At 74.3% G+C, this 20,858-nt stretch carries 20 protein-coding genes; 9 read left to right on the plus strand and 11 right to left on the minus strand.

Annotated elements, in window-relative coordinates; translation table 11 throughout:
• The first annotated feature begins 137 nt into the window (after positions 1-137).
• The 3 genes from ACFZAX_RS06285 (at position 138) to ACFZAX_RS06295 (ending at position 2,593) form a co-directional block, all read left to right on the plus strand.
• Positions 138-842, plus strand: a complete 705-nt coding sequence (locus tag ACFZAX_RS06285) for a carboxyltransferase domain-containing protein (protein ID WP_390960070.1) — start codon at positions 138-140, stop codon at positions 840-842.
• Positions 839-1,708: a 5-oxoprolinase/urea amidolyase family protein gene (locus tag ACFZAX_RS06290; protein WP_390959612.1), complete on the plus strand. Its 870-nt coding sequence runs from the start codon at positions 839-841 to the stop codon at positions 1,706-1,708. The genes ACFZAX_RS06285 and ACFZAX_RS06290 overlap by 4 nt, the downstream gene beginning before the upstream one ends.
• A 195-nt stretch (positions 1,709-1,903) precedes the next feature.
• On the plus strand, positions 1,904-2,593 hold the full coding sequence (locus tag ACFZAX_RS06295; RefSeq protein WP_390959614.1) for a copper homeostasis protein CutC: 690 nt from the start codon (positions 1,904-1,906) through the stop codon (positions 2,591-2,593).
• 126 nt (positions 2,594-2,719) lie between these two features.
• Here the strand turns inward: ACFZAX_RS06295 and ACFZAX_RS06300 are convergent, their stop codons facing one another.
• Positions 2,720-4,819, minus strand: a complete 2,100-nt coding sequence (locus tag ACFZAX_RS06300; RefSeq protein ID WP_390959616.1) for a UvrD-helicase domain-containing protein — start codon at positions 4,817-4,819, stop codon at positions 2,720-2,722.
• A gap of 425 nt (positions 4,820-5,244) precedes the next feature.
• On the opposite strand from ACFZAX_RS06300, the gene ACFZAX_RS06305 reads away from it, so the two are divergent.
• Both ACFZAX_RS06305 and ACFZAX_RS06310 read left to right on the plus strand, forming a co-directional pair.
• A complete protein-coding gene (locus tag ACFZAX_RS06305; RefSeq protein WP_390959618.1) occupies positions 5,245-5,433 on the plus strand; it encodes a hypothetical protein in 189 nt (62 codons plus the stop codon).
• A gap of 186 nt (positions 5,434-5,619) precedes the next feature.
• Positions 5,620-6,030 (plus strand): hypothetical protein, encoded by a 411-nt coding sequence (locus ACFZAX_RS06310; RefSeq protein WP_390959619.1) that lies wholly within the window; start codon positions 5,620-5,622, stop codon positions 6,028-6,030.
• A gap of 52 nt (positions 6,031-6,082) precedes the next feature.
• Here ACFZAX_RS06310 and ACFZAX_RS06315 read toward each other — a convergent pair whose 3' ends face one another.
• From ACFZAX_RS06315 to ACFZAX_RS06335, 5 genes are all read right to left on the minus strand, one after another.
• Positions 6,083-7,762 carry a DNA repair helicase XPB gene (locus tag ACFZAX_RS06315; protein WP_390959621.1) on the minus strand — a complete coding sequence of 560 codons (1,680 nt, stop codon included), beginning with the start codon at positions 7,760-7,762 and terminating at the stop codon, positions 6,083-6,085.
• Positions 7,763-8,200: 438 nt separating this feature from the next.
• A complete protein-coding gene (locus tag ACFZAX_RS06320; protein ID WP_390959623.1) occupies positions 8,201-9,073 on the minus strand; it encodes a hypothetical protein in 873 nt (290 codons plus the stop codon).
• 226 nt (positions 9,074-9,299) lie between these two features.
• A complete protein-coding gene (locus ACFZAX_RS06325) occupies positions 9,300-9,707 on the minus strand; it encodes a PIN domain-containing protein (RefSeq protein WP_390959625.1) in 408 nt (135 codons plus the stop codon).
• Entirely contained in the window at positions 9,704-9,976 is a 273-nt protein-coding gene (locus ACFZAX_RS06330) for a hypothetical protein (RefSeq protein WP_390959627.1), read from the minus strand. The genes ACFZAX_RS06325 and ACFZAX_RS06330 overlap by 4 nt, the downstream gene beginning before the upstream one ends.
• 82 nt (positions 9,977-10,058) lie before the next feature.
• On the minus strand, positions 10,059-12,557 hold the full coding sequence (locus ACFZAX_RS06335; protein ID WP_390959628.1) for a helicase-associated domain-containing protein: 2,499 nt from the start codon (positions 12,555-12,557) through the stop codon (positions 10,059-10,061).
• A 72-nt stretch (positions 12,558-12,629) separates the two neighbouring features.
• Between ACFZAX_RS06335 and ACFZAX_RS06340 the strand changes: the two genes are divergently transcribed.
• Positions 12,630-14,078: a hypothetical protein gene (locus ACFZAX_RS06340; protein WP_390959630.1), complete on the plus strand. Its 1,449-nt coding sequence runs from the start codon at positions 12,630-12,632 to the stop codon at positions 14,076-14,078.
• Between the two features lie 74 nt (positions 14,079-14,152).
• On the plus strand, positions 14,153-14,809 hold the full coding sequence (locus ACFZAX_RS06345) for an HAD hydrolase-like protein (protein ID WP_390959632.1): 657 nt from the start codon (positions 14,153-14,155) through the stop codon (positions 14,807-14,809).
• A gap of 73 nt (positions 14,810-14,882) precedes the next feature.
• Here ACFZAX_RS06345 and ACFZAX_RS06350 read toward each other — a convergent pair whose 3' ends face one another.
• Positions 14,883-15,122, minus strand: coding sequence for a hypothetical protein (locus ACFZAX_RS06350; protein ID WP_390959634.1), 240 nt, complete (start codon positions 15,120-15,122; stop codon positions 14,883-14,885).
• Positions 15,123-15,288: 166 nt separating this feature from the next.
• Between ACFZAX_RS06350 and ACFZAX_RS06355 the strand changes: the two genes are divergently transcribed.
• Positions 15,289-15,672 (plus strand): cold shock domain-containing protein, encoded by a 384-nt coding sequence (locus tag ACFZAX_RS06355; protein WP_390959636.1) that lies wholly within the window; start codon positions 15,289-15,291, stop codon positions 15,670-15,672.
• Positions 15,673-15,822: 150 nt separating this feature from the next.
• On the opposite strand, the gene ACFZAX_RS06360 is transcribed toward ACFZAX_RS06355, so the two are convergent.
• From ACFZAX_RS06360 to ACFZAX_RS06375, 4 genes are read right to left on the minus strand one after another with little or no spacing between them, the layout of a single operon-like run.
• Positions 15,823-16,713, minus strand: a complete 891-nt coding sequence (locus ACFZAX_RS06360) for an MqnA/MqnD/SBP family protein (protein ID WP_390959638.1) — start codon at positions 16,711-16,713, stop codon at positions 15,823-15,825.
• Positions 16,697-17,392, minus strand: coding sequence for a futalosine hydrolase (locus ACFZAX_RS06365; protein ID WP_390959640.1), 696 nt, complete (start codon positions 17,390-17,392; stop codon positions 16,697-16,699). Before ACFZAX_RS06365 ends, ACFZAX_RS06360 begins: the two co-directional genes overlap by 17 nt.
• Before the next feature lie 47 nt (positions 17,393-17,439).
• Positions 17,440-17,919: a DUF2771 domain-containing protein gene (locus ACFZAX_RS06370; protein WP_390959641.1), complete on the minus strand. Its 480-nt coding sequence runs from the start codon at positions 17,917-17,919 to the stop codon at positions 17,440-17,442.
• Between the two features lie 27 nt (positions 17,920-17,946).
• A complete protein-coding gene (locus ACFZAX_RS06375) occupies positions 17,947-19,443 on the minus strand; it encodes an MFS transporter (RefSeq protein ID WP_390959642.1) in 1,497 nt (498 codons plus the stop codon).
• 436 nt (positions 19,444-19,879) lie between these two features.
• Between ACFZAX_RS06375 and ACFZAX_RS06380 the strand changes: the two genes are divergently transcribed.
• Positions 19,880-20,815, plus strand: coding sequence for a DUF3027 domain-containing protein (locus ACFZAX_RS06380; RefSeq protein ID WP_390959644.1), 936 nt, complete (start codon positions 19,880-19,882; stop codon positions 20,813-20,815).
• Positions 20,816-20,858: the final 43 nt, after the last annotated feature.

Raw genomic sequence — 20,858 nt, forward strand, 5'->3', positions numbered from 1 at the left:
GCACGGGAAGCGTGAACGGCACGGGAAGCGCGGGCGGTACGGGAAGCGCGGGCGGTACGAGAAGCGTGGGCGGCACGGGAAGCGTGGGCGGCACGGGAAGCGTGAACGGCACGGGAAGCGCGGGCGGCGCGGGGAGTGTGGGCGGCGCGGGGAGCGCGGGCGGCACCGAGCCGGGGGCCGGGCGTGCGCGGGTGCTGCCGGCCGGGCGGGACGGGCTCCTGGTCGAACTGGACACCGGGGAGGCCGCCGAGGCCTTCCACGCCGAGGTGCTGCGCCGTCGTGACCGGGGCGAACTGCCGCCGGTCCGCGAGGTCGTGCCCGGTGCGCGTACGGTCCTGCTCGACGGGATCGGCGGTTCGTCCGGGGAGGTGACCCGCCTCGCGCACGAGCTGGCCGGGTGGACCGTGGAGCCGCTGCGCCGCGCGGACGGCCCCGCCGTGGAGATCCCGGTGGTCTACGACGGCCCGGATCTCGACGAGGTCGCCGCACTCTGGGGCGTACCGCCCGGGGAAGTGGCCACCGTGCACTCCGCTACGGCGTTCCGCGTCGCGTTCTGCGGGTTCGCCCCCGGGTTCGGGTACCTCACCGGACTGCCCGAGCGCCTGCACGTACCCCGGCGCGCGACCCCGCGCACCCGGGTCCCGGCGGGGGCGCTCGCGCTGGCCGGGCCGTACACCGGCGTCTACCCGCGTGTCTCGCCCGGCGGCTGGCAGCTGATCGGCCGGATGCCGGACCCGGCCCGGCTCTGGGACCCGGCCCGCGACCCGGCAGCCCTGCTGGTCCCGGGGGCACGGGTGCGCTTCGTGCCGGCGGAACCCGAAAGCCGAGGCGAGCGGGCATGAGCGGGTTGCTGCGGGTGGTGCGCGCCGGCGCGCTGACCACCGTCCAGGACGCCGGGCGTACCGGCTGGGCGCACCTCGGCGTCCCCCGGGCCGGGGCGCTGGACGCGCCCGCGCACCGGCTCGCCAACCGGCTGGTGGGCAACCACGCCACCGCCGCCGTACTGGAGACCACGGTCACCGGCTGCGCGGTCCGCCCCGACCGGACCGTGGTCGCGGTGGTCGGCGGCGCCGCCTGCCGGGTGACGGTCGACGGCCGCCCCGCGGCCTGGGGTACCCCCGTCCGGGTGGCGGCGGGCTCGGTGCTGGAGGCGGGCCCCGCCCTCAGCGGCCTGCGGAGTTACCTGGCCTTCGCGGGCGGCCTGGAGCCGGACGTGGTGCTGGGCAGCCGCTCGGCCGACCTGCTCTCCGGGCTCGGCCCGCCCCCGCTCGGCGACGGGGATACGCTGCCGCTCGGCGAACCGCCCGCCGCCGCCCCGGCGCTCCCGGGTGCCGCACCCTGGCCGGCGGCCCCCGCCGCGCCCGGCGGGCTCGTCCTGCCGCTCCACCCGGGGCCCCGGCGCGCCTGGTTCACCGAGGACGCCCTGCGGACCCTGACCACGGCCACGTACCGCGTCTCCGCCGCGAGCAACCGCGTCGGGCTGCGCACCGAGGGCCCCGCGCTGGAACGGGCCGTCGGCGGCGAACTTCCCAGTGAGGGCATGGTGCTCGGCGCGGTCCAGGTCCCGCCGGACGGCCGTCCGGTGGTGTTCCTGCACGACCACCCGACGACTGGCGGCTACCCGGTCGTCGGGGTCGTCCCGGCCCATGCCCTCGCGGCGGCGGCCCAGGCGGTCCCGGGGACCCCGCTGCGGTTCGTACGGATGTGACACACCCAAGGGCTTTGCCGAGGTCAGGGTCACCCGCAAGGTCCCCGGAGGGCTGCGCCGCCGCGCGATCGACCGTAGGCTGGCCCGGATATTGGCCTAGACCTCTTGACGGTCCCCTCCGATCCGGTCCCATCCGATCCGATCCGATCCGAGCCGGTCCGGTCCGAGGGGCGTCATCCCGAGAAGTGGGGACACATGAGCAAGCGCGCACTCCTGGAGGTGATCGCGCTCGACGCCGAGGACGCGGTCGCGGCCCAGGCCGGTGGGGCTGACCGACTCGAACTGGTCACCGACATGGCCGCCGACGGCCTCACCCCGCCCCGGGAGACCTTCGCCGCCATCCGGGCGGCCGTCGACATCCCGCTGCGCGTGATGCTCCGGCAGGAGGACGGGTTCGCCGTCGGGGACGTCGACCGCCTCCTCGGGCGGCTGGGCGAGCTGCGGGAGGCCGGCGCCGATCAGTTCGTCTTCGGCTTCCTGGACCCGGACGGCCACGCCGACCTGGTCACCGTCGAACGGCTCGTCGCCGAACTCGACGGCTGCCCCTGGACGTTCCACCGCGCGATCGACCGGGCCGCCGACCGGGGCTCGCTGCGCAAACAGCTCGCCGACCTGCCCGGACTCGACACCTACCTGACGGCGGGCGCCGCGACCGGGGTCGACGACGGCGTGCCGACCCTGGTCGACGAGGCCGCCCGCTCCCGCGAACCCGGGTACGAGCCGAAGATCCTGGTCGGCGGCGGCCTCCGCCTCGAACACCTGCCGAGCCTGCGGGCCGCCGGACTCGACGCGTTCCACATCGGCGGCGCCGCCCGCCCGGACGGCTGGACCGGCCCGGTGGACGAGGCCGCGGTACGCACCTGGCGCGAGGCCATCGACGCGTAACACCCGGTGGGCGGTGTCCGCCGGAGCGAACCCGGCGTGGACACCGCCCTCCACGCGGGGGCGACCCGGCGTGGACACCGCCCTCCACGCGGGGGCCGACCCGGCGCGGACACCGCCCACCGCCTCTCAGGCGGCCAGCGCCTGGGGCAGCGGGGCCGCGTGCACGACCGTCAGGCCGGACACCGCACGGGTCAGCGCCACGTACAGCCGGCGCAGCCCGGTGCGCTCGTCGGGCTCGCCGTCGACCACGGCCGCCGGCTCGTCCAGCACCACGTAGTCGTACTCCAGGCCCTTCGCGAGCGAGGCGGGGACCAGCGTCAGCCGCGACGCGGCGCTCGTCTCCTCGCCGGGCGACAGCACGGTGTGCCCGGCCGCCGCCAGCGCCTCGGCCAGCGCGGGGACGCGGGCGTCGGCGGCGATCAGGCCGATCGACCCCTCCTGCTCCAGCGCCTCCTCGCACGCGCTGACCGCCGCCGCGACCAGCTCCTCGGCACCGTCCACCGCACGGACCGCCAGCGAACCGGGCGACTCACGCACCGACTCGACGGCCGCGAGGCCGGGAGCGATCGCGGGCAGCAGCCGGGAGGCGTACGCGATCACCTCGCGCGGCACACGGAAGCCCGCCGTCAGCTCCTCCACGTGCGCCTCCCGCTTGCCCAGATGCCCGAGCGCGTCCGCCCAGCTCCGCGTCGACCAGGGCGTCGTGCCCTGCGCGAGGTCGCCCAGTACGGTCGCCGAACCCGTCGAGCAGCGGCGGCCCACCGCCCGGTACTGCATCGGGGAGAGGTCCTGCGCCTCGTCGAGCACCACATGGCCCAGCGAGTGCGTGCGCTCCACCAGATCCCGGGCCTCGTCGATCAGCACCGCGTCCGCCGTCGACCACTTCGCCGACTTCACGCTGCGGGCCGGTTTCGTCCACACCACCGCCTTCTGCTCGTCCTCGGTGAGCAGCCCCTCCGCGTGCGCGGCCAGGAACTCCGGATCGGAGAGCAGCCGCAGCACCAGCTTCGCCGGATCGACGGCGGGCCAGACCGCCTTCACCGCCGCCTTCACGGCGGGCGTACGGGCCACCGCGTTCTGCACCCGGTCGTCCGGTGCCTCCCCGGCCTCCTCCATCCGCACCAGCACCCGGTGCGCGATGCGCTGCGGCAGCGCCTCGTGGGCCGCGCCGTACCGCATGTCGCGGGCGAGCAGCTCCTCGACCAGCTCCGCCACCTCGTACGCCGGGACCCGCCAGCGGCGCGAACCACGCACCACCACGATCCCCTCGGTGGGCGGGGTGACGTGCGAGCGGATCGCCCGCCGCAGTACCTCGGCCATCCGCGCGTCGCCCTTCACCAGCGCCGCGGACGCCTCGTCGGTGCCGCGCACCTCGACGTCCTTGGTGACCAGGTCCTCCACGGTCGCCTGCTGCACCTCCATCTCGCCGAGGGCGGGCAGCACCTGCTCGATGTAGTGGAGGAACGACCGGTTCGGCCCGATGACGAGCGTGCCGGTACGCGCCAGCCGGTCCCGGTGCGCGTACAGCAGGTACGCGACACGGTGCAGGCCCACCGCCGTCTTTCCGGTACCAGGGCCTCCCTGCACGCAGATCGTGCCGCCCAGCTCGCTGCGGACGATCTCGTCCTGCTCCGGCTGGATCGTCGCGACGATGTCCCGCATCGGGCCGACGCGTGGCCGCTCGATCTCGGCCTGGAGCAGTTTGCCGGCGGTGCCGGAGCCGGCGGCGTCGGCGGGGGCCGTGAGGTCCTCGTCCTCGTACGCGGTCAGCTCACCGCCGGTGTAACCGAAGCGGCGGCGGAGCCACACGTCCTGTGGATCGAGTCGGGAGGCCTGGTAGAACGACTGCGAGACCGGCGCACGCCAGTCGATGACCATCGGGTCGCCGTGCGCGTCGTGGACGTGGCGCCGGCCGATGTAGAACCGCTCGCCCTCCGCGCCCTCGGCCAGCTCGCCGCCGACGGGGTGCTGGAAGTCGAGGCGGCCGAAGAAGAGCGGGGTGTGCGAGAGGTCGGCGAGCGCCTTGATGCGCTCGTCGATCTGCGCCTGAAGCACGGCGGCGTTCACCCAGTTGGCGGTGACGTCGCGGATGTCGAGGGCCTGGACGTCCTCGCGCATGACGCGCAGGGCCGCCCGGGACGAGGCGAGATGACCCCGCTCGCGAGCGAGCGGATCGGTGGGTGGATCGGTGGGGGTGTCACTTTCTGCGGTGTGCGGCGCGGACACGGGTATGGCCTCCGGCAGTTCGACGCAGGGCGACGGCCGCACGGCGCGAAAGGGCGCACGGCCGGGTCCCGGTGGGCGATCACGAGGGGATACGCGCGAGGGCGCGCGTACCGGCCGCGCACGCGGTGGCGCGCACGGCAGTCGGCCGGTTTCCGTCCGGTCGGCGGCACTCCCCCGGCTGCCGGCGTGCGGAGAGCCGGTACCACGGTGCGGGAGGGCGGGGCAGACCGGCGATTGTATCCACGCTGCGGGGACCGGGCGAACCGGATTCTTCCCGGGCCGGGCGAACCGGATTCCTCCCGGGCCGCGCGAGCCGGATTCCTCCCGGGCCGGACGGGCGGCTTGCGGCCCGTGAACGGAGTGTGCGTGCCCGTGGGCAGACGGTTCCTGGCCCGGGAGCGGGTGACAGGAGCACCCTGGAAGACATGAGCACCGCGATCCTGAACCCCCGCAGGACCGGCCCCGCGCACGGCGCGACCGCGGCCACCGGTCACCCTCGGTCCCACCCCCTCGGCGACGCCCTGCGCGCCGTCCGCGTGTACGTCACCACCGCTTTCGACATCGCCGTCCGAGGGGAGTACGCCGTCGGCTCCGGCATCCGCCGCGCCCGGTGAGTGCGGGAGGGCCTGTTGAGGACGGGTCGGGGCCGGCGAGTACGGGACGGGCCTGTTGCGTACGGTCGGGGCCGACGAGTACGGGACGGGCCTGTTGCATACGGACGGCGCCGGTGAGTACGGGACGGGACCCGGATGAGTACGAACCCGGAGTTATCGGCTCCGGTTCCGCGATGGGCTGGTCCCATGCCTTCCCGTCGCCCCCGTCACCATCCCCCCGGCCGCCGCCCCGCAGGACCCGCCCCGCGCCGTCTCCCCGGTGGCCGCTGGTCCGTTCCGGCCGCCGCCACGGCCCTGCTCCCGCAGCTGGCACCCGTGGTCGTCGGCCTGCTCTGGGTCGCCCTGCTCGCCGGCACCGGCTGTGACGAGGGATGTGACCCCGCCGTGCGGGCCCCGCTGGACGTGGTGACCCTCGGCTACTCGCTCAGCCGCACCCTGACCCCGGCCGCGCTCGCCCTCTGCTGGCTCCTGGCGGTGCGCCGCTCCTGGTCCACGGCACGCTGGTCCGCAGCGCGCTGGGCCGCCGCCGGGCTCGCCTACGTACCGCCGGCCATGATCGCGCTGGGCGTGATGCTGCTCTTCGTCCCCCAGCCCTGAAGAAGGCCGCGGGCGCCCGTACCCCCAGGGCACGGGCGCCCGCGATCCCCACTCAGCTCTCGGTGCTCTCAGTGCTCTCGGTGTTCCCGGTGTTCTCCGTCAGCAGCTCGTCCGCGTCCACGATCCGGTACGCGTACCCCTGCTCGGCCAGGAACCGCTGCCGGTGCGCGGCGAAGTCCTGGTCGATGGTGTCGCGGGCGACCACCGAGTAGAAGCGGGCCTCGTGCCCGTCCGCCTTCGGCCGCAGCACCCGGCCGAGCCGCTGCGCCTCCTCCTGGCGGGAGCCGAACGTACCCGACACCTGGATGGCGACGGTGGCCTCCGGCAGGTCGATCGAGAAGTTCGCGACCTTCGACACGACCAGGACGTTGATCTCGCCCTGCCGGAACGCCTCGAAGAGCTTCTCGCGCTGCGAGTTCGGCGTCTCACCCTTGATGACGGGCGCGTTCAGGTGCTCGCCCAGCTCGTCGAGCTGGTCGATGTACTGCCCGATGACGAGGGTCTGCTCGCCCGCATGCTTGCGGACCAGCGCCTCCGTGACCTTCCGCTTGGTCACGGTGGTCGCGCAGAAGCGGTACTTCTCCTCGGGCTCGGCCGTGGCGTACGCGAGCCGCTCGTGGTCGGTGAGGTTGACCCGTACCTCCACGCAGTCGGCGGGCGCGATGTAGCCCTGCGCCTCGATCTCCTTCCACGGGGCGTCGAACCGCTTGGGGCCGATGAGCGAGAACACGTCCGACTCACGCCCGTCCTCACGGACCAGCGTGGCGGTGAGGCCGAGCCGGCGGCGGGCCTGGAGGTCGGCGGTGAACTTGAAGACGGGCGCGGGCAGCAGGTGCACCTCGTCGTAGATCACCAGGCCCCAGTCGCGGGAGTCGAAGAGCTCCAGGTGCGGGTAGACGCCCTTACGCCGCGTGGTGAGCACCTGGTACGTCGCGATGGTGACCGGGCGGATCTCCTTGCGCGTGCCGCTGTACTCGCCGATCTCCTCCTCGGTCAGCGAGGTGCGCTTGATCAGCTCGTGCTTCCACTGGCGGGCCGAGACGGTGTTGGTGACCAGAATCAGCGTGGTGGCCTTCGCCTCCGCCATTGCACCGGCTCCGACCAGCGTCTTTCCGGCGCCACAGGGGAGCACGACGACTCCGGAACCACCGTGCCAGAACCCCTCGACGGCCTGCTTCTGGTACGGCCGCAGCGACCAGCCGTCCTGCGCCAGCTCGATCGGATGGGCCTCGCCGTCGACGTACCCGGCGAGGTCCTCGGCGGGCCAGCCGAGCTTCAGCAGCGTCTGCTTGATCTGCCCGCGCTCCGAGGGGTGCACGGCGACCGTGTCCGGGTCGAGCCGCGCCCCGACCAGCGGAGTGATCTTCTTCGACCTCAGCACCTCTTCGAGGACCGGCCGATCGGTGCTGGTCAGCACGAGACCGTGCACCGGGTGCTTGGACAGGGTGAGACGGCCGTACCGCGCCATCGTCTCGGCGATGTCGACGAGCAGTGCGTGCGGCACGGGGTAGCGGGAGTACTCCACGAGCGCGTCGACGACCTGCTCGGCGTCGTGCCCGGCGGCGCGGGCGTTCCACAGCCCGAGCGGCGTCACGCGGTAGGTGTGGATGTGCTCGGGTGCGCGCTCCAGCTCCGCGAAGGGTGCGATCACCCTGCGGCACGCGTCCGCCAGCTCGTGGTCGACTTCCAGCAGAAGTGTCTTGTCGCTCTGGACGATGAGGGGTCCGGTCACGCGCTGCGGCCCTTTCTCCGGGGTACGGCCGCCCATGCGGCCAAACGTCCAGTGTGCCGCATCCCCGCGCCCGGCGGGGGTGGTGGCGGGTGTGAGGTGGGGGGCGTGCGGTGCGGGAACGCGCGGGACGTCGCCCCGTGGTGCTCAGGTCCGGGCCGGTGGCGGAGGCGTACGGGGTTCCGGGGCCCGGACCGTCCCCCGTTCCCACAGCTCCTCGCCGTGCTCCGCGAACCGGTCGAACACTCCGCCCTCGCCCTGTCTGCGCAGGTCATTTCTCGTCCACCCACTCCCGGCGCCGGGCCTTTCCGCGACCGTGGCGGGGAACGCTCCACACCGTCCCCGGTTCGATGCGGACACGCCCCGGAAGGGACGGCACGGTCCGCACGGTCCGGACGTCACCGTGCGGACGACGCCTCGGCCCGGCCGCCCCGGATCACGTCACGGATGCAGCAACGACCCCAGCGGGCACCCCTCCGCGTCCGCCGCCGGGCGGGACACGTACAGCGCGGTGTGGAAGGAGCCCTCGGTCTCCTTGCCGAGCGGGTCCTCGCCCGCGGCGAGGGTGGCTGCGACGGCGTACCGCTGTTCCTGCTCGCCGGTGAAGCGGCGTTGCGGGTACGTCTGCGCGGTGTGCTTCTCCGTGGTCAGGCCGTGCGCGTCCAGGCAGTCGGCGATCGGCCGGTAGCTGCCGGTACGCAGGACGAACGCGGCCACCCACACCGGGGCGTCCGCCGCGCCGAGCAGCGGCCCGAAGGTGCGGGGGGAGAGGAAGCTGACGCCGCCGGTGACGGTGATCAGGCGCACGTCCCGCGCGGCGCGCAGCAGGGCCGGGCTCGGGGGCGCGGTCTCCAGGTTCTCGGCGAAGCCGTCGTCGAGCAGGCCCACGGCGCGGGCGTAGGCGATGGCGCTGGGGGCGGCGTCGAGGCCGAGGACGCGGACCGCGTCGGGGCGCCGGTGGGCGGCGTAGAACTCCTGGTCCCAGGCGACGAGCTCGTCGGTGGTGGACGCGGTGGCCCGGCCGGACGTGTAGTGGGTGTAGAGGTCGCTCAGGGTGAGGTGGTGGTTGAGCAGGGCCGCGTTGATGCCGTACGAGCAGCAGAGGTCCAGCACCGTGGTGGCGGACGGATCGGCTCCGCCGTCCCCGGGGCCGAGGGCGGTGAGCAGGCGGCGGAAGACGCTCTGCGCGTGGTGCGGTGTCTGGTAGCCCCAGGGACCCAGCCCCCGGAAGAACGCGCGCGGGTCGGGCTGGTCGTAGGTGTCGTCGAACGGGGTCATGGCGTCGGCCGGCTGTGCGGAATGCGCAGAACTCATCAGGCGTCCCTTCCCGAGCGTCCCTGCGGGCCCCGCGCCGTCGTCCGGCGCGGGCGCCCGGACGCCGGGGCCGGTGCGGTCCGGCGTCCTTCCGGGCGAGTCAACGCCGGAAGCGGCCCCCTGGGAACAGGGCGGTGAGGTAACCGGCCACCCCGAGGGGCCCCGATCCTCCGCCGCCTACGTCACCCACGTGGACTCACCGGAACCGAGGTCGCTGTGCTGGCCGTCACACGTCTCTGATGAGGACGCGCTCACCGCAGAGCTTCGACCAGTCGTCGCGGTCGGAGGTCAGCACGATCGCGGGGCTGGGGGAGCGGAGCGCGAGTGCCGCGACGAGGGCGTCGATGGCGTATTTGTGGCCGTGGAGTCCGCCCGCGTCCCGGAGCAGTGCCACCGCGGTCAGGGAGTCCTCCTGGCTGACCGGCTCCACCCGAAGTCGGGAGAGGAGCCAGTGCAGCCGGGCCATGTCCGTCTTGCCCTGGACGGCTTCGACGATGGTCAGCGCGGACACGATGACGGGCACCCCGGCCTGCCGGGAGGCTTCGACGCGTGCCGCCATCCTGCGGTCGTTGCGGAGAAGAAGGGAGAGTGCCTGCGAGTCCAGCACCACGGACCGGGCCGGCTGTTCCTTCACGCGGCGTCCATGCCGGCGGTCCGTGCGCTCTCTTCCCCGAAGAGCTCCCGCCGGGCGTCCTCGACCTCCTGCTCCGTGAGCGCACCGTGCTCCTCTTCGTGCGAGGCCACGATGTCCGCGAGTCCGTCCATGGCGAGCTGATGCCTGACGGCCTCGGTGATGTAGCCGGACAGGCCACGGCGGCCTGTCCGGGATCGCAACTCACTGATCAGCTCTGTGGGCATGGACACGGAGATGTTCTCGGTGGTGCCGGCTCGTGTCGGCTTCATGGACCCACTGTACGACAGCCACTATTACAGTGGCGGGCGTTCGCCGCGTACGCGATGCGGGCCGCCACGGCAGGTCGCGGCTCTACTCCTCCGCCAGCTCCGCGACTCCCGTGATGCGGTGCAGCGGATACGTGCGGACCTCGTCGGCGGTGTGGTCGTACGCGGTGACGAAGCCGCCCTCCACCCGCACCGGAGCGATCACGCGCTGGCTGGCCGCGCCCTCCGCGTTGACGTAGCCGATCCAGAGCGTGGACCCCGTCATCGCGGCGGCCTGGACGGTGGCGAGGGTGTCCGCCGGGGTGGTGCGTGGGAGCGTGCCGGACGGGGCTCCTGCCTCGGCGGCGGGCTCCTTGCGGACGACCGTGGCGGCCGTGTCGCCGGCCCGGATGGCCCGTACCGCCGCGCCGAGCAGCGTGTCGTCCGGGACCGGCGGGCCCTCGGGCACGGGGACGGGGGCGGTACGCGGCGGGGTGCGGCGGGCGCCTGCGCGGGTGATCAGGACGTCGCCCTCGGCGGACTCGGCGGCGGGGGCGTAGCCGAGGTCGCGCAGCGCTTCGAGGAGGGACGCGGGGTCGGTCTGGGAGGCGAGGACGGTCGGCGCGAGGCGGCGCAGCCGCAGGACGGCCGCGCGCTTGTCGGCCAGGATCTCGTTGAGTACGGCTTCGTCGTCGCAGCGTACGTACGAGGACGCGGCGCCGATCCGGAGGTGGCCGTGGCGCCGGGCCACGTCGTCGATGAGGTAGGTCAGCGGCTGCGGCACCGGGGTGCGGCTGTGCGCGGCGAGGAAGGCGTGCAGGTCGGAGGCGCTCTGCCCGGCGTCCAGCGCCCGGCGCACCGAGCCGGGGGTGAAGCGGTAGACCGTCGCGCCGCCCTTGGACTCGACGTCGGCGAGGACGTGCAGGACGTCGGCGAGCGGGCGCTCCAGCGGCCCGGGGGCGACGGCCGTCAGGTCGGCCTGGAGGAGTACGTGGTCGAGGGGCTCCGGCAGCAGTGGGGCGAGCAGGGCCGCGGCGCGGGCGGAGTCCTCCGGGGTGCGCGGGAGCAGGGCGCGGGCCTGGGAGGAGAGCGCGCCGCGGCCGGTGATGCCGAGGAGCTCGGCCTCGTTGACCGTCCACAGCGCGATACGCGACCGCAGGTCCGACGTGTCTCCGGGGGCGCTCGAACCGGTCCCCTCCGGCCGGGGGTGGATGTCGCCGCGCGATCCGCCGCGCAGCGGGCGCTCCCAGCGCAGCCGGGTGAGCAGGGTGGCGGGGTCGGGTGCGGTGCCGGGCGGCAGCGCGGCGAAGAGGGTGAGGACCCGGCGGCGTACGTCGGGGGCGGCGGAGCGGTCCAGTTCGGGGCCGAGCGCGGAGAGGGCGCGGCCCTTGGCGTCCTGGCCGCCGACGAGTCCGGCGGTGCGGGTGGCCGCCAGCCAGGCGAGCGCGAGGCGCGTCCACCGCTGGGCGGCGGGGAGTTCGAGCCAGTCGTCGTACGCGGGGGTGGCGCCGTACCGTTCGTCGGTCTCGCCGTCGGCGGCGAGCAGCCCGGTGGCGTAGGCGAGTTCGACCCAGAACGCGGCGACCGGCTCCGTGGTGTCGAGAGCGCTCGCGACCCGCTTCAGCTCGCGCACGCTCAGCCCGCCGGAACGCAGTACGGCGGGGCCACCGCCGTTCCAGAGCTTCAGCAGGTCCTCGACGGTGGAGAGCGCGAGGAACGCCTGCCCGGCCGCCGCCCTGTCCACAGCCTGGGGATCGCGTTCGGCGACCGGCTCGACGACCGGGGGCAGCGGTTCCGGTACGCGGTGGGCGCGCCCGGCCCGCAGGTGCAGGGCCGCTTCACGGGGCAGTACGACGGTGCGCGCCGACACCGGGAGCAGCAGGCCCCGGTCGCGCAGCCAGCGGACCGGCGGGGTCGGGTTCGGCGTGATCTCGCCGTACGGCGGGCCCCACACCAGCCGGTCCAGCACCGACAGCGCCTCCACGGGCGCGGAGTCCAGGAGTTCCGCCATGCGGGTGCGGTCGGTGAAGAGACCGGTCAGCGCGGCCACGGCGGAGACCGGATCGTAGGTGGCGGGGAGCCCGGCGGCGGTCAGGATCTCCTGGAGCCGGCCCGGCGACATCCCGGCGGTGGCCTCCGAGACGGTCGGCCCGAGCCCGGTGGGGGAGGGGTGCTGCGGGGACGGCGCGAGGAGCTCCCGCGCGGTGCGCACCAGGTGCAGCCGCTCGTCCTCGCCCCAGACCAGGGCCTGTTCGCGCAGGGTGTCCAGGGCGCCCGGCAGTGCCGCGGTGATCGCTGCCCCGGCGTCGTCGTGGTGGGCGCCGTCGTCCTGCCCGTCGCCGGTCAGCAGCCGCAGCAGCGTCTCGTACGGGGCCGGGTCGGGGGCCACCGCGAGGGCCTCGGCGGTCTGCAGCGCGAACCGGTCCAGGTGCTCCAGCGCGCGCACCACGGAGGCCCGGGTGCCGGCCCGGGTCGCGAGCTGGGTGATGTCGCCCGGTACCGGCGTGAGCAGGTCGGGACGGGCGCGCAGCAGCCCGGCCAGCGCTTCGTCGCCGCGGGCACGCAGAGCTTCGGCGAGCGTGCGCGGTGGTGTGGTCGTCCCCATCCGTCCCACGGTAGCCCCTGGAACGCTACGGTCGGAGCAGGTCAGCCGGAGGGAACCGAGGGGACGGGTCACGTGGGGATCGAGAGCGACCAGCTCGTCTACGAGTTCTTGAGCCGTGTCGGGGACCTGGCGCAGCGACAACAGCTGTCCTCGGGAGCCCGGATGAGGCTCGTCGGCCAGGTGCGCGACGAGATCGAGAAGCAGCGCGGGAAGGCCGGGGCGGACTCGCCCGCCGCCGTGCGGCGCATCATCGGGCGCCTCGGCGATCCTGGCGAACTGGTCGCCGCCGCCGCCGAGTCGGCCCCCGGCGCACAACCCGCCCCGCCCTCCGCCCCGCCCACCGCCCCGCCCTCCGCCCCGCTGCCGCCGCCGCGTTCGAGCGCTGCCGCGCCGGAAACGGCCCACGGGCCCCGTGACACTCCGGCAGGTCCGGTACCGGGGCCCCGGCGTGGCGCGTCGCTGTTCCGGAAGAACCGGGGCGGCGGCGAGCGGGGTACGGACGCCGCGGGAGACGCAGGCGATACGGACGGCGCACACCGGCCGGACGCGGCGCACGGGCCGTCCGGGCCGCACGATCCTTCCGGGTCGCACGGGTCGCACGGGTCGCACGGGTCGCACGGGTCGCACGGGTCGCACGGGTCGCACGGGTCACACGGGTCGCACGGGTCGCACCGGCCGTCCGGGCCGTCCGGGCCGTCCGGCTCGTCCGGAGTGGACTGGGCGGCGGAGACGAGCGACTCCGGCTACTGGCCCGACCCCTCCGCCCCGCACGTGATCGGCCTGGACCGGCTCGGCGAGACCGTGGGCGAACGCGACTGGTGGCGGGTCGAGCCGGGACCGTTCGGCGAGTTCGGCGACGGGGTGCAGGTGCCGGGGTTCGTCGGCGGGGTGGAGATCCCCGCCCTGCTGAAGCCCCCTCCCCGCCCCCGCCAGGACGGCGAGGACGGCGAGGACGGCAAGGACGGCAAGGACGGCGATCCGGACGGGGCGGGCGGCCCGGCCGGTACGCGGCGGGCCGCCCGGCCCGGCGACCTCGGCGACTCCGGCGACCCCGGGGACGCGGAGGGCGCGGTGGAGGGCGCCCCGGCCGTGCGCGCCCGGCGGCTCCTGCCGCTGCCGCGGATGCGCCGGCGCGCCCCGGCGCCCGCTCCCGCCGCGCCCACGGCCGCCCCGGCCGGGCGCCGGATCGGCCATCCGCTGCTGCTCGTCGCCGCCGCTCTGCTGGTGGCCGGTGCGGTGATCGGCTCCTGGCTGGCTCTCGCGGGCGGCTGGCTGCTCGCCTACAGCTCCCGCGCGTTCTCCCGGGCCGAGGCGAAGTGGGTCGCCCTGGGGCTGCCCGGCACGGTCGCTGCGGGGGCGGTGGTGTGGGTCTGGGGCCGGGTGCGCGGGCGCTGGGGCGAGCCGATCGCCGAGGGCGCCATGGGCGACGTACTGACCGGTCTGTGGCCGGTGGTGCTCCGCACGGCGGCGGTGGCCTCGGCGCTGTACCTGGTGTGGCGGGCACGGCGGGCTCGGAACTGAGGAGCGGCGCCTGTCCGCACCTCCGCGTCCCGCGACCGGCCCGCCCCGGCAGCCGGGCCCGGCGGATCGGCACAATGGACGGCATGGCTTCGCACATGGTTTCGCACACGCTGACGGTCGGCTTCGACCTCGACATGACGCTCATCGACTCCCGGCCCGGCATCAAGGCCGCCTATGTGGCCCTCTCGGCGGAGACAGGGGTGCCCATCGACGCCGACCTGGTCGTCAGCCGGCTGGGGCCGCCCGTCGAGGACGAGCTGGCGAACTGGTTCCCGGCGGACCGGGTGGCCGCCACCGCCGACCACTACCGGGAGAGCTACCCGCGCCACGCGATCACCCCCACCACGGCGCTGGCCGGGGCGCGGGCCGCGATCGAGGCGGTGCAGGCGCTGGGCGGCCGGGCGATCGTCGTCACCGCGAAGCACCAGCCGAACGCCGAGCTCCACCTCACCCACCTCGGCCTCACCCCCGACCTGGTGATCGGCAACCTCTGGGCGGAGGGGAAGGGCAAGGCGCTGCTGGCGGAGGGCGCGCAGGTCTACGTCGGCGACCACGTCGGCGACGTACGCGGGGCGCGGGTCGCCGGGGCGGTGTCGGTCGGCGTCACGACGGGGCCGTGCGACGCCGACGAGCTGCGTGCGGCGGGCGCGAACGTGGTCCTCGCCGACCTCACGGCCTTCCCGGACTGGCTCCAGGGGTACGAGGCCGGGCGCGCCGCGCTCACGTCGTAGCGGGCAGGCCCCTGCGGGGCGGAGAGCGGCTCCACGGGCGGCTCGCCGCCCTTCCGGGCACCCTGCGGGCGGCCTACGAGCGGCTGACCGCCCTCCTCGGCGAGTTCGCCCACACCGAGCGGACGACGCCCGCGGCGGCGATCAGGAAACCGACCCCCATGAGCATGCAGACCGCGTACGCGATCGACGGGAAGGGGTCGGTGCCGAGGAACAGCGGGGCCACCGTGACCAGGGTGGCCAGTGCGCCGACGAAGAAAACGATGGCGCCGATCCGGACCAGTCGGTCGCCCGCGCCTGAAGGAGTAGTGCTCACCCGGCAAGGGTAGTTCCCGCTGACAGACAATGGCCCGGCGACGTCTTGTCCCGGGCCCAGGGGCCACTAGCCTGAAGATCGGCGGGTCCTGGCGGCCCGCTCTCCTGCTATCCGGAGCCGTTCACCGGCTCCCCGCGCATCGACAAGCGACGAGGACGAGGACGAAGTGCCCACCGGCAAAGTCAAGTGGTTCAACAACGAGAAGGGCTTCGGCTTCCTCTCCCGTGACGACGGCGCGGACGTGTTCGTGCACTCGTCGGTCCTGCCCGCCGGAGTCGACGGGCTCAAGCCCGGCCAGCGCGTCGAGTTCGGTGTGGTCGCCGGACAACGCGGTGACCAGGCGCTTTCCGTCGCGATCCTCGATCCGACCCCGTCCGTCGCGGCGGCCCAGCGCCGCAAGCCGGACGAGCTGGCCTCGATCGTCCAGGACCTGACGACGGTCCTGGAGAACATCACGCCGCTGCTGGAGCGGGGCCGCTACCCCGACAAGGCGTCCGGCACGAAGATCGCCGGCCTGCTCCGCGCGGTCGCCGACCAGCTCGACGTGTAGCCGGACGACAGCCGGTACGCCACGTACCCGGTACGCCGACGACGGCGGCCCCTTCCCGGGACCGCCGTCGTCGTACGTCTGGCCGGAAACCGTCTCAACCCCGGACACGGTCCGGGCGACGAGCCGTCAGCTGGCCCCGTGCCCGGCCCTTCAGGCGGCTTCGGGGAAGGCCAGCGCGTCCGGTGCGAGGGCCGGTACGAGCCCCTCCGCCGCCGCGCGGGTCAGCAGGCCGCGGATCGCCGCGTACCCGTCCTCGCCGAGGTCGGCCGTGAACTCGTTGACGTACAGCCCGATGTGCTGGTCGGCGACGGCCGGGTCCATCTCCTGGGCGTGCTCCAGGACGTAACCGCGGGAGGCCTCCGGGTCGTCCCAGGCCATCCGGACCGAGGTGCGGATGGAGTCGGCCAGCGCGTGCAGCTTCTCCGCGCCCAGCGAGCGCTTGGCGATGATGGCGCCCAGCGGGATCGGCAGCCCGGTGGTGGACTCCCAGTGCTGCCCCATGTCGGCGAGGTTGTGCAGCCCGTAGTTCTGGTACGTGAAGCGCGCCTCGTGGATGACGAGTCCGCCGTCGACCTTCCCGTCGCGTACCGCGGGCATGATCTCGTCGAACGGCATGACGACGATCTCGCCGACCCCGCCCGGCAGGGTCTGCGCGGCCCAGAGGCGGAAGAGCAGGTAGGCGGTGGATCGCTCGCTCGGGACGGCGACCGTCCCGCCGGTCAGGTCGGTGCCCGGTTCACGGGTGAGGACGAGCGGGCCGCAGCCGCGCCCCAGCGCCCCGCCGCACGGCAGCAGGGCGTACTCGTCGAGAACCCACGGCAGCACCGCGTAACTGACCTTCAGCACGTCGCCCTCGCCGCGCTCGGCGAGGCCGTTGGTGATGTCGATGTCGGCGAAGGTGACGTCGAGCGGGGTGGCGCCGGGGACCCGGCCGTGCGCCAGCGCCTCGAAGACGAAGGTGTCGTTGGGGCAGGGGGAGAAGGAGATCTTCAGCGCGGCGTCCGTGCCGGTGGTGGCGGCGCCGTCAGTCGTTGCGGTCATGGTGGGTCCAACCTTCCAGTACGGGGATGAGCTTCCCGAAGGCTCCGGTGAGCGCGGCCAGGGCGTCGCCGATGCGCCAGGCGTCCCGGTCGCGGGGGCCGACCGGGTTCGACACGGCCCGGATCTCCAGCACCGGCAGCCCGAGCGCGGTGGCCGCCTCGGCGACCCCGAACCCCTCCATCGCCTCGGCGAGGGCCCCGGGGTGGGCGGCCGTCAGGGCGGCGGCGCGCTCGGCGCTGCCGGTCACGGTGGACACCGTCAGCACGGTGCCGGCCGCCGCGCCGGTGGCGGCGGCCACCTCGCGTACCAACGAGCGCGGCGGCACGTGGAGCACCCGGCCGAAGCCGAGGCCGGTGACGGGGACGAAACCCTCGGGGGTCTCGGCGCCCAGGTCGGCGGCGACGATGCCGCGCGCCACGACGAGGGAGCCGACGGGTGCGGCGGGCGCGAACCCGCCGCCGATCCCGGCCGACACGACGAGGTCGTACGGGCCGGAGGCCAGGGCGAACGCGGTGGCCGCGGCGGAGGCGGCCGGGCCGACCCCGCCCGCCAGCACGTCCAGCGGGCCGGTGCGGTGCAGTTCGGCACCGGGCGCCCGGCGCACCTCCGGAACCTCCCCGGACGCACGTGTGACCGCGTCCCGTTCGGCGGGAACAGCGGTCACGACGAGCACACGCACGAGAGGACGTCCGGGGTGAGAGGGCGGAACAGGGACCGGAACGCGGACTAGTCGGTCTTCTTCAGCTTGAAGTGCCAGATGCCGACGAGCTTCGAACCGTCGGTCTCGACGACGCTGACCTGGGTCTCGTTGCTCGTCTCGCCGGTCTGGCTGGAGAAGAAGGCGCTGCCGGTGATGGACCGGTAGGTCTTCTTGTACGGCTCCTGCTCGGCCTGCTGGCCCTCGATGAAGAGCGTCCAGCCGTGGTCCGCGACCTCCGGGTCGACGCCGAAGCGGACCCGGTCGTCCATCGCGACGTCGATCGACTTGTCGGCCTTCTTGTTCAGGCAGCCCTGGATCAGCGATTCCTTGATGGGATCGCCGTCGTTGTAGCAGGCGGCCTCGGTCGACACCGAGGTCGTGCCGACCGTCACGGTGGCGAGCGGCGTCGGCTTGTCGCAGGCGGACAGGACGAGGAGTCCCGCGGACACGGCACCAAGAGCGACGCCGATTCGACGGCTCTTACCTGAGAAGAACGCAACGGTCATGGGCCGAAGGCTATCGGTCGCTCCGCTTCACGCCACGCGGGGGTGCGGTGAGCCGCGCCGCGCGGAGGCCAGGAGACCCCGTACGGACGTCGCGGCACCCAGCGCGAGGATTCCGGCGGCGACCGACATGCCCAGTACTCCATTGAGCGGCAGCGCGATCCCGATGCCGCCGCCGACCACCCACGCCATCTGAAGGATCGTCTCCGACCGTGCGAAGGCGGAGGTCCGCACCTCCTCGGGCACGTCGCGCTGGATCATCGCGTCCAGCGACAGCTTCGACAGTGCCTGGGTGAAGCCGGCGACCGCACCGAGCACCGCGACGAACACCGTCGAGAAGAACAGCGCGGCCAGCACCGCCGCTCCCAGCGCGATCCCCAGCACCGTCGCGACGATCACCTCCGGGCCGCGCGCCCGGAGCAGCGAGCCCACCGCCGTACCGCAGGCGTTCCCCGCGCCCGCCGCGACGCCGACGATGCCGAGCGAGACGGCGGCGCTCTGCCCCGACAGCGGCTCGTCCCGCAGCAGGAACGCGAGGAAGAAGATGAGGAAGCCGGAGAGCGCGCGGTGCGCCGCGTTCGCCTGGAGGCCGTGCAGCACGGAACCGCCCACCGACCGCAGCCCCGGCCGCCGCTCACGCCTCTCCCGCTTCTCCCGGAGCCGGCGTGTCCCGTCGGCTCCCCGGCGTCCGATGCGCGTACGCCCGGCACGGAGCAGGGTCGAGCCGGTCCCGGAGCCCCGGTTGCGGGAGGCGGGGGCAGCCCCGCCGGCCCCACCGGCCGTGCGGTGCTCCTCGGCGAGGCGGGCCCGGCGCTCGCCCTTCGCGGAGTCCACCTTGGGCGGCAGCGTGAAGGCGAGGACGGTGCCGCCGAGGAAGATCACACAGGCGCCGACGAGTGGCCACGCCGAACCGGCCATCTGGAGCGCGGCGCCGATCGGGGCCGCGATCCCGGTCGCCAGCAGCCCGGCCAGGGTGACCCGCGAATTCGCCTTCACCAGCGAGAACCGCGGCGGCAGCAGGCGCGGTACGACAGCGCTGCGCACCACTCCGTACGCCTTCGAGCAGACGAGCACCCCCAGCGCCGCCGGATACAGCTCCAGGCCGCCGGTGGCGACCGCGCTCGACATGGCGATCGCGAGCACCGCGCGGACCAGCATCGCGCCCGCCATCGCCGCCCGGCGGCCGTGCGGCAGCCGGTCCAGCAGCGGACCGATCACCGGCGCGAGCAGGGTGAACGGCGCCATGGTGATCGCCAGGTAGAGCGCGACGCGGCCCCGGGCCTCGTCGGTCGGGACGGAGAAGAACACCGTGGAGGCCAGTGCCACCGTGATCATCACATCGCCCGCGCCGTTGACGGCGTGCAGTTCGATCAGCTTGCCGAGCCCGGACTCACCGGCACCGTGGGCGTGCGTCACCTTGCGGATGGACCGGCCGGTGCCGGAGAAGCCCGAGTGCAGCGCGCGACGCATCGACCGGCCCGCCCTGCGGAGGGGGCCGGAGACGTCGTGCGACCGGACGGAAGCCACTTCGTCATCCTGCCCCAACCTTTCTCCGGCGAACCGATGACGGCACGGGGTGTCCGCGGACCGGGGCGCGGACGGCGGTACGGAACGGTCTTCCGGGGCGGGTGAGCCGGACGGGAACCGGGAATTTCCCGGCCCTGAGACCCGGAGAATCCATCGCGTCACGCATCGGAAAGGTCGCGTTTGGGACGGGCAGGTGGGCGCGGGGCGACGGAGAGGGTAGCGTGCGTTACGCGCCACCGGCGGTTGTTCTTGGCCGCGCGCCTCTCCGCGATCCCGCAGAATGGGTTACGAGAAGCACGCCCGAGGCAGGCAACAACGGGTGTGGACGTCGACGCGGTCCCCAGGTCCGCTCCGCCCACAGCCGTCATGGCTGAAATCGGACATCGATGGAGCCATCGGCGCGCTCGTGAGACTGCGTAGGAGAGAAGCGAGACCTGTGAGTGCTGCGACGACGACGCGAAGCCGTACGGCCCGTACCCCTGTCCCCGACCGGCTCTGTGCCGAGGCGGTAGATCTCGCGCGCGCCGCGGCCGAGGAGGCCGCCGCACCCGGCGAGGTCGGCGAACACGTGGCCGTGGTGGCCGAAGGGGACCGGGTCGTCACGCACTACTTCGAGTGCGAGATGTTCGGGTACCGGGGGTGGCGCTGGGCGGTGACCGTCGCCCGGGCCTCCCGCGCCAAGAACGTCACGCTCGACGAAACGGTGCTGCTGCCCGGCTCGGACGCCCTGCTCGCCCCGGAGTGGGTGCCCTGGAGCGAGCGGCTGCGCCCCGGCGACATGGGCCCCGGCGACCTGCTGCCCACCGAGGCCGAGGACCTCCGCCTGGAGCCCGGCTGGACCGGCGAGACCGTCGACGAGACGGAGCCGCCGGCGGTCTCCGACGAGCTGGCCGCTCTCGCGGACACCGAGGACGCCGAGCTGACGGGCCGGCGGCCGTCTCCGATCGGCCGGGGCTCCATCGCCTCGGTCGCCGAAGAGCTGGGCATGCGGCGTGCGCGGGTGCTGTCCCGGTACGGCCTGCACGCGGCGGCCGACCGCTGGGACGAGGAGTTCGGCCCCAAGACGCCGATGGCCCAGGCCGCCCCCGCGACCTGTGTGAGCTGCGCGTTCCTGGTCCCGCTGACCGGATCGCTGCGGCAGGCCTTCGGTGTCTGCGCCAACGAGTTCGGCCCCGCCGACGGCCATGTCGTCTCGCTGGCGTACGGCTGCGGCGGCCACTCCGAGGCGGCCGTGATGCCGAAGCCGCCGACGCCCGCCCCGCACGCGCTCGACACCATGCGGGTGGACACGTACCAGCTGCACCCCGAGCGGGACGGCGGCTCCGTTCCCGACGAGGCCGACGCGCACGCGGACGATCTCGGCCACTCCTGACGCGACGGCACCGCGCGGCGGACCCCGGCCGGACCGGGACCGC

Origin of the sequence: Streptomyces sp. NPDC008125 (genome assembly GCF_042957125.1) — a bacterium.
GTDB lineage: Bacteria > Actinomycetota > Actinomycetes > Streptomycetales > Streptomycetaceae > Streptomyces.

Bases quoted from the DNA above. Each gene is read 5' to 3' on its own strand.
- ACFZAX_RS06290 (WP_390959612.1), top strand. From the start codon at position 839: ATGAGCGGGTTGCTGCGGGTGGTGCGCGCCGGCGCGCTGACCACCGTC.
- ACFZAX_RS06295 (WP_390959614.1), top strand. From the start codon at position 1,904: ATGAGCAAGCGCGCACTCCTGGAGGTGATCGCGCTCGACGCCGAGGAC.
- ACFZAX_RS06305 (WP_390959618.1), top strand. From the start codon at position 5,245: ATGAGCACCGCGATCCTGAACCCCCGCAGGACCGGCCCCGCGCACGGC.
- ACFZAX_RS06310 (WP_390959619.1), top strand. From the start codon at position 5,620: ATGCCTTCCCGTCGCCCCCGTCACCATCCCCCCGGCCGCCGCCCCGCA.
- ACFZAX_RS06320 (WP_390959623.1), bottom strand. From the start codon at position 9,073: ATGAGTTCTGCGCATTCCGCACAGCCGGCCGACGCCATGACCCCGTTC.
- ACFZAX_RS06330 (WP_390959627.1), bottom strand. From the start codon at position 9,976: ATGAAGCCGACACGAGCCGGCACCACCGAGAACATCTCCGTGTCCATG.
- ACFZAX_RS06335 (WP_390959628.1), bottom strand. From the start codon at position 12,557: ATGGGGACGACCACACCACCGCGCACGCTCGCCGAAGCTCTGCGTGCC.
- ACFZAX_RS06345 (WP_390959632.1), top strand. From the start codon at position 14,153: ATGGACGGCATGGCTTCGCACATGGTTTCGCACACGCTGACGGTCGGC.
- ACFZAX_RS06360 (WP_390959638.1), bottom strand. From the start codon at position 16,713: ATGACCGCAACGACTGACGGCGCCGCCACCACCGGCACGGACGCCGCG.
- ACFZAX_RS06370 (WP_390959641.1), bottom strand. From the start codon at position 17,919: ATGACCGTTGCGTTCTTCTCAGGTAAGAGCCGTCGAATCGGCGTCGCT.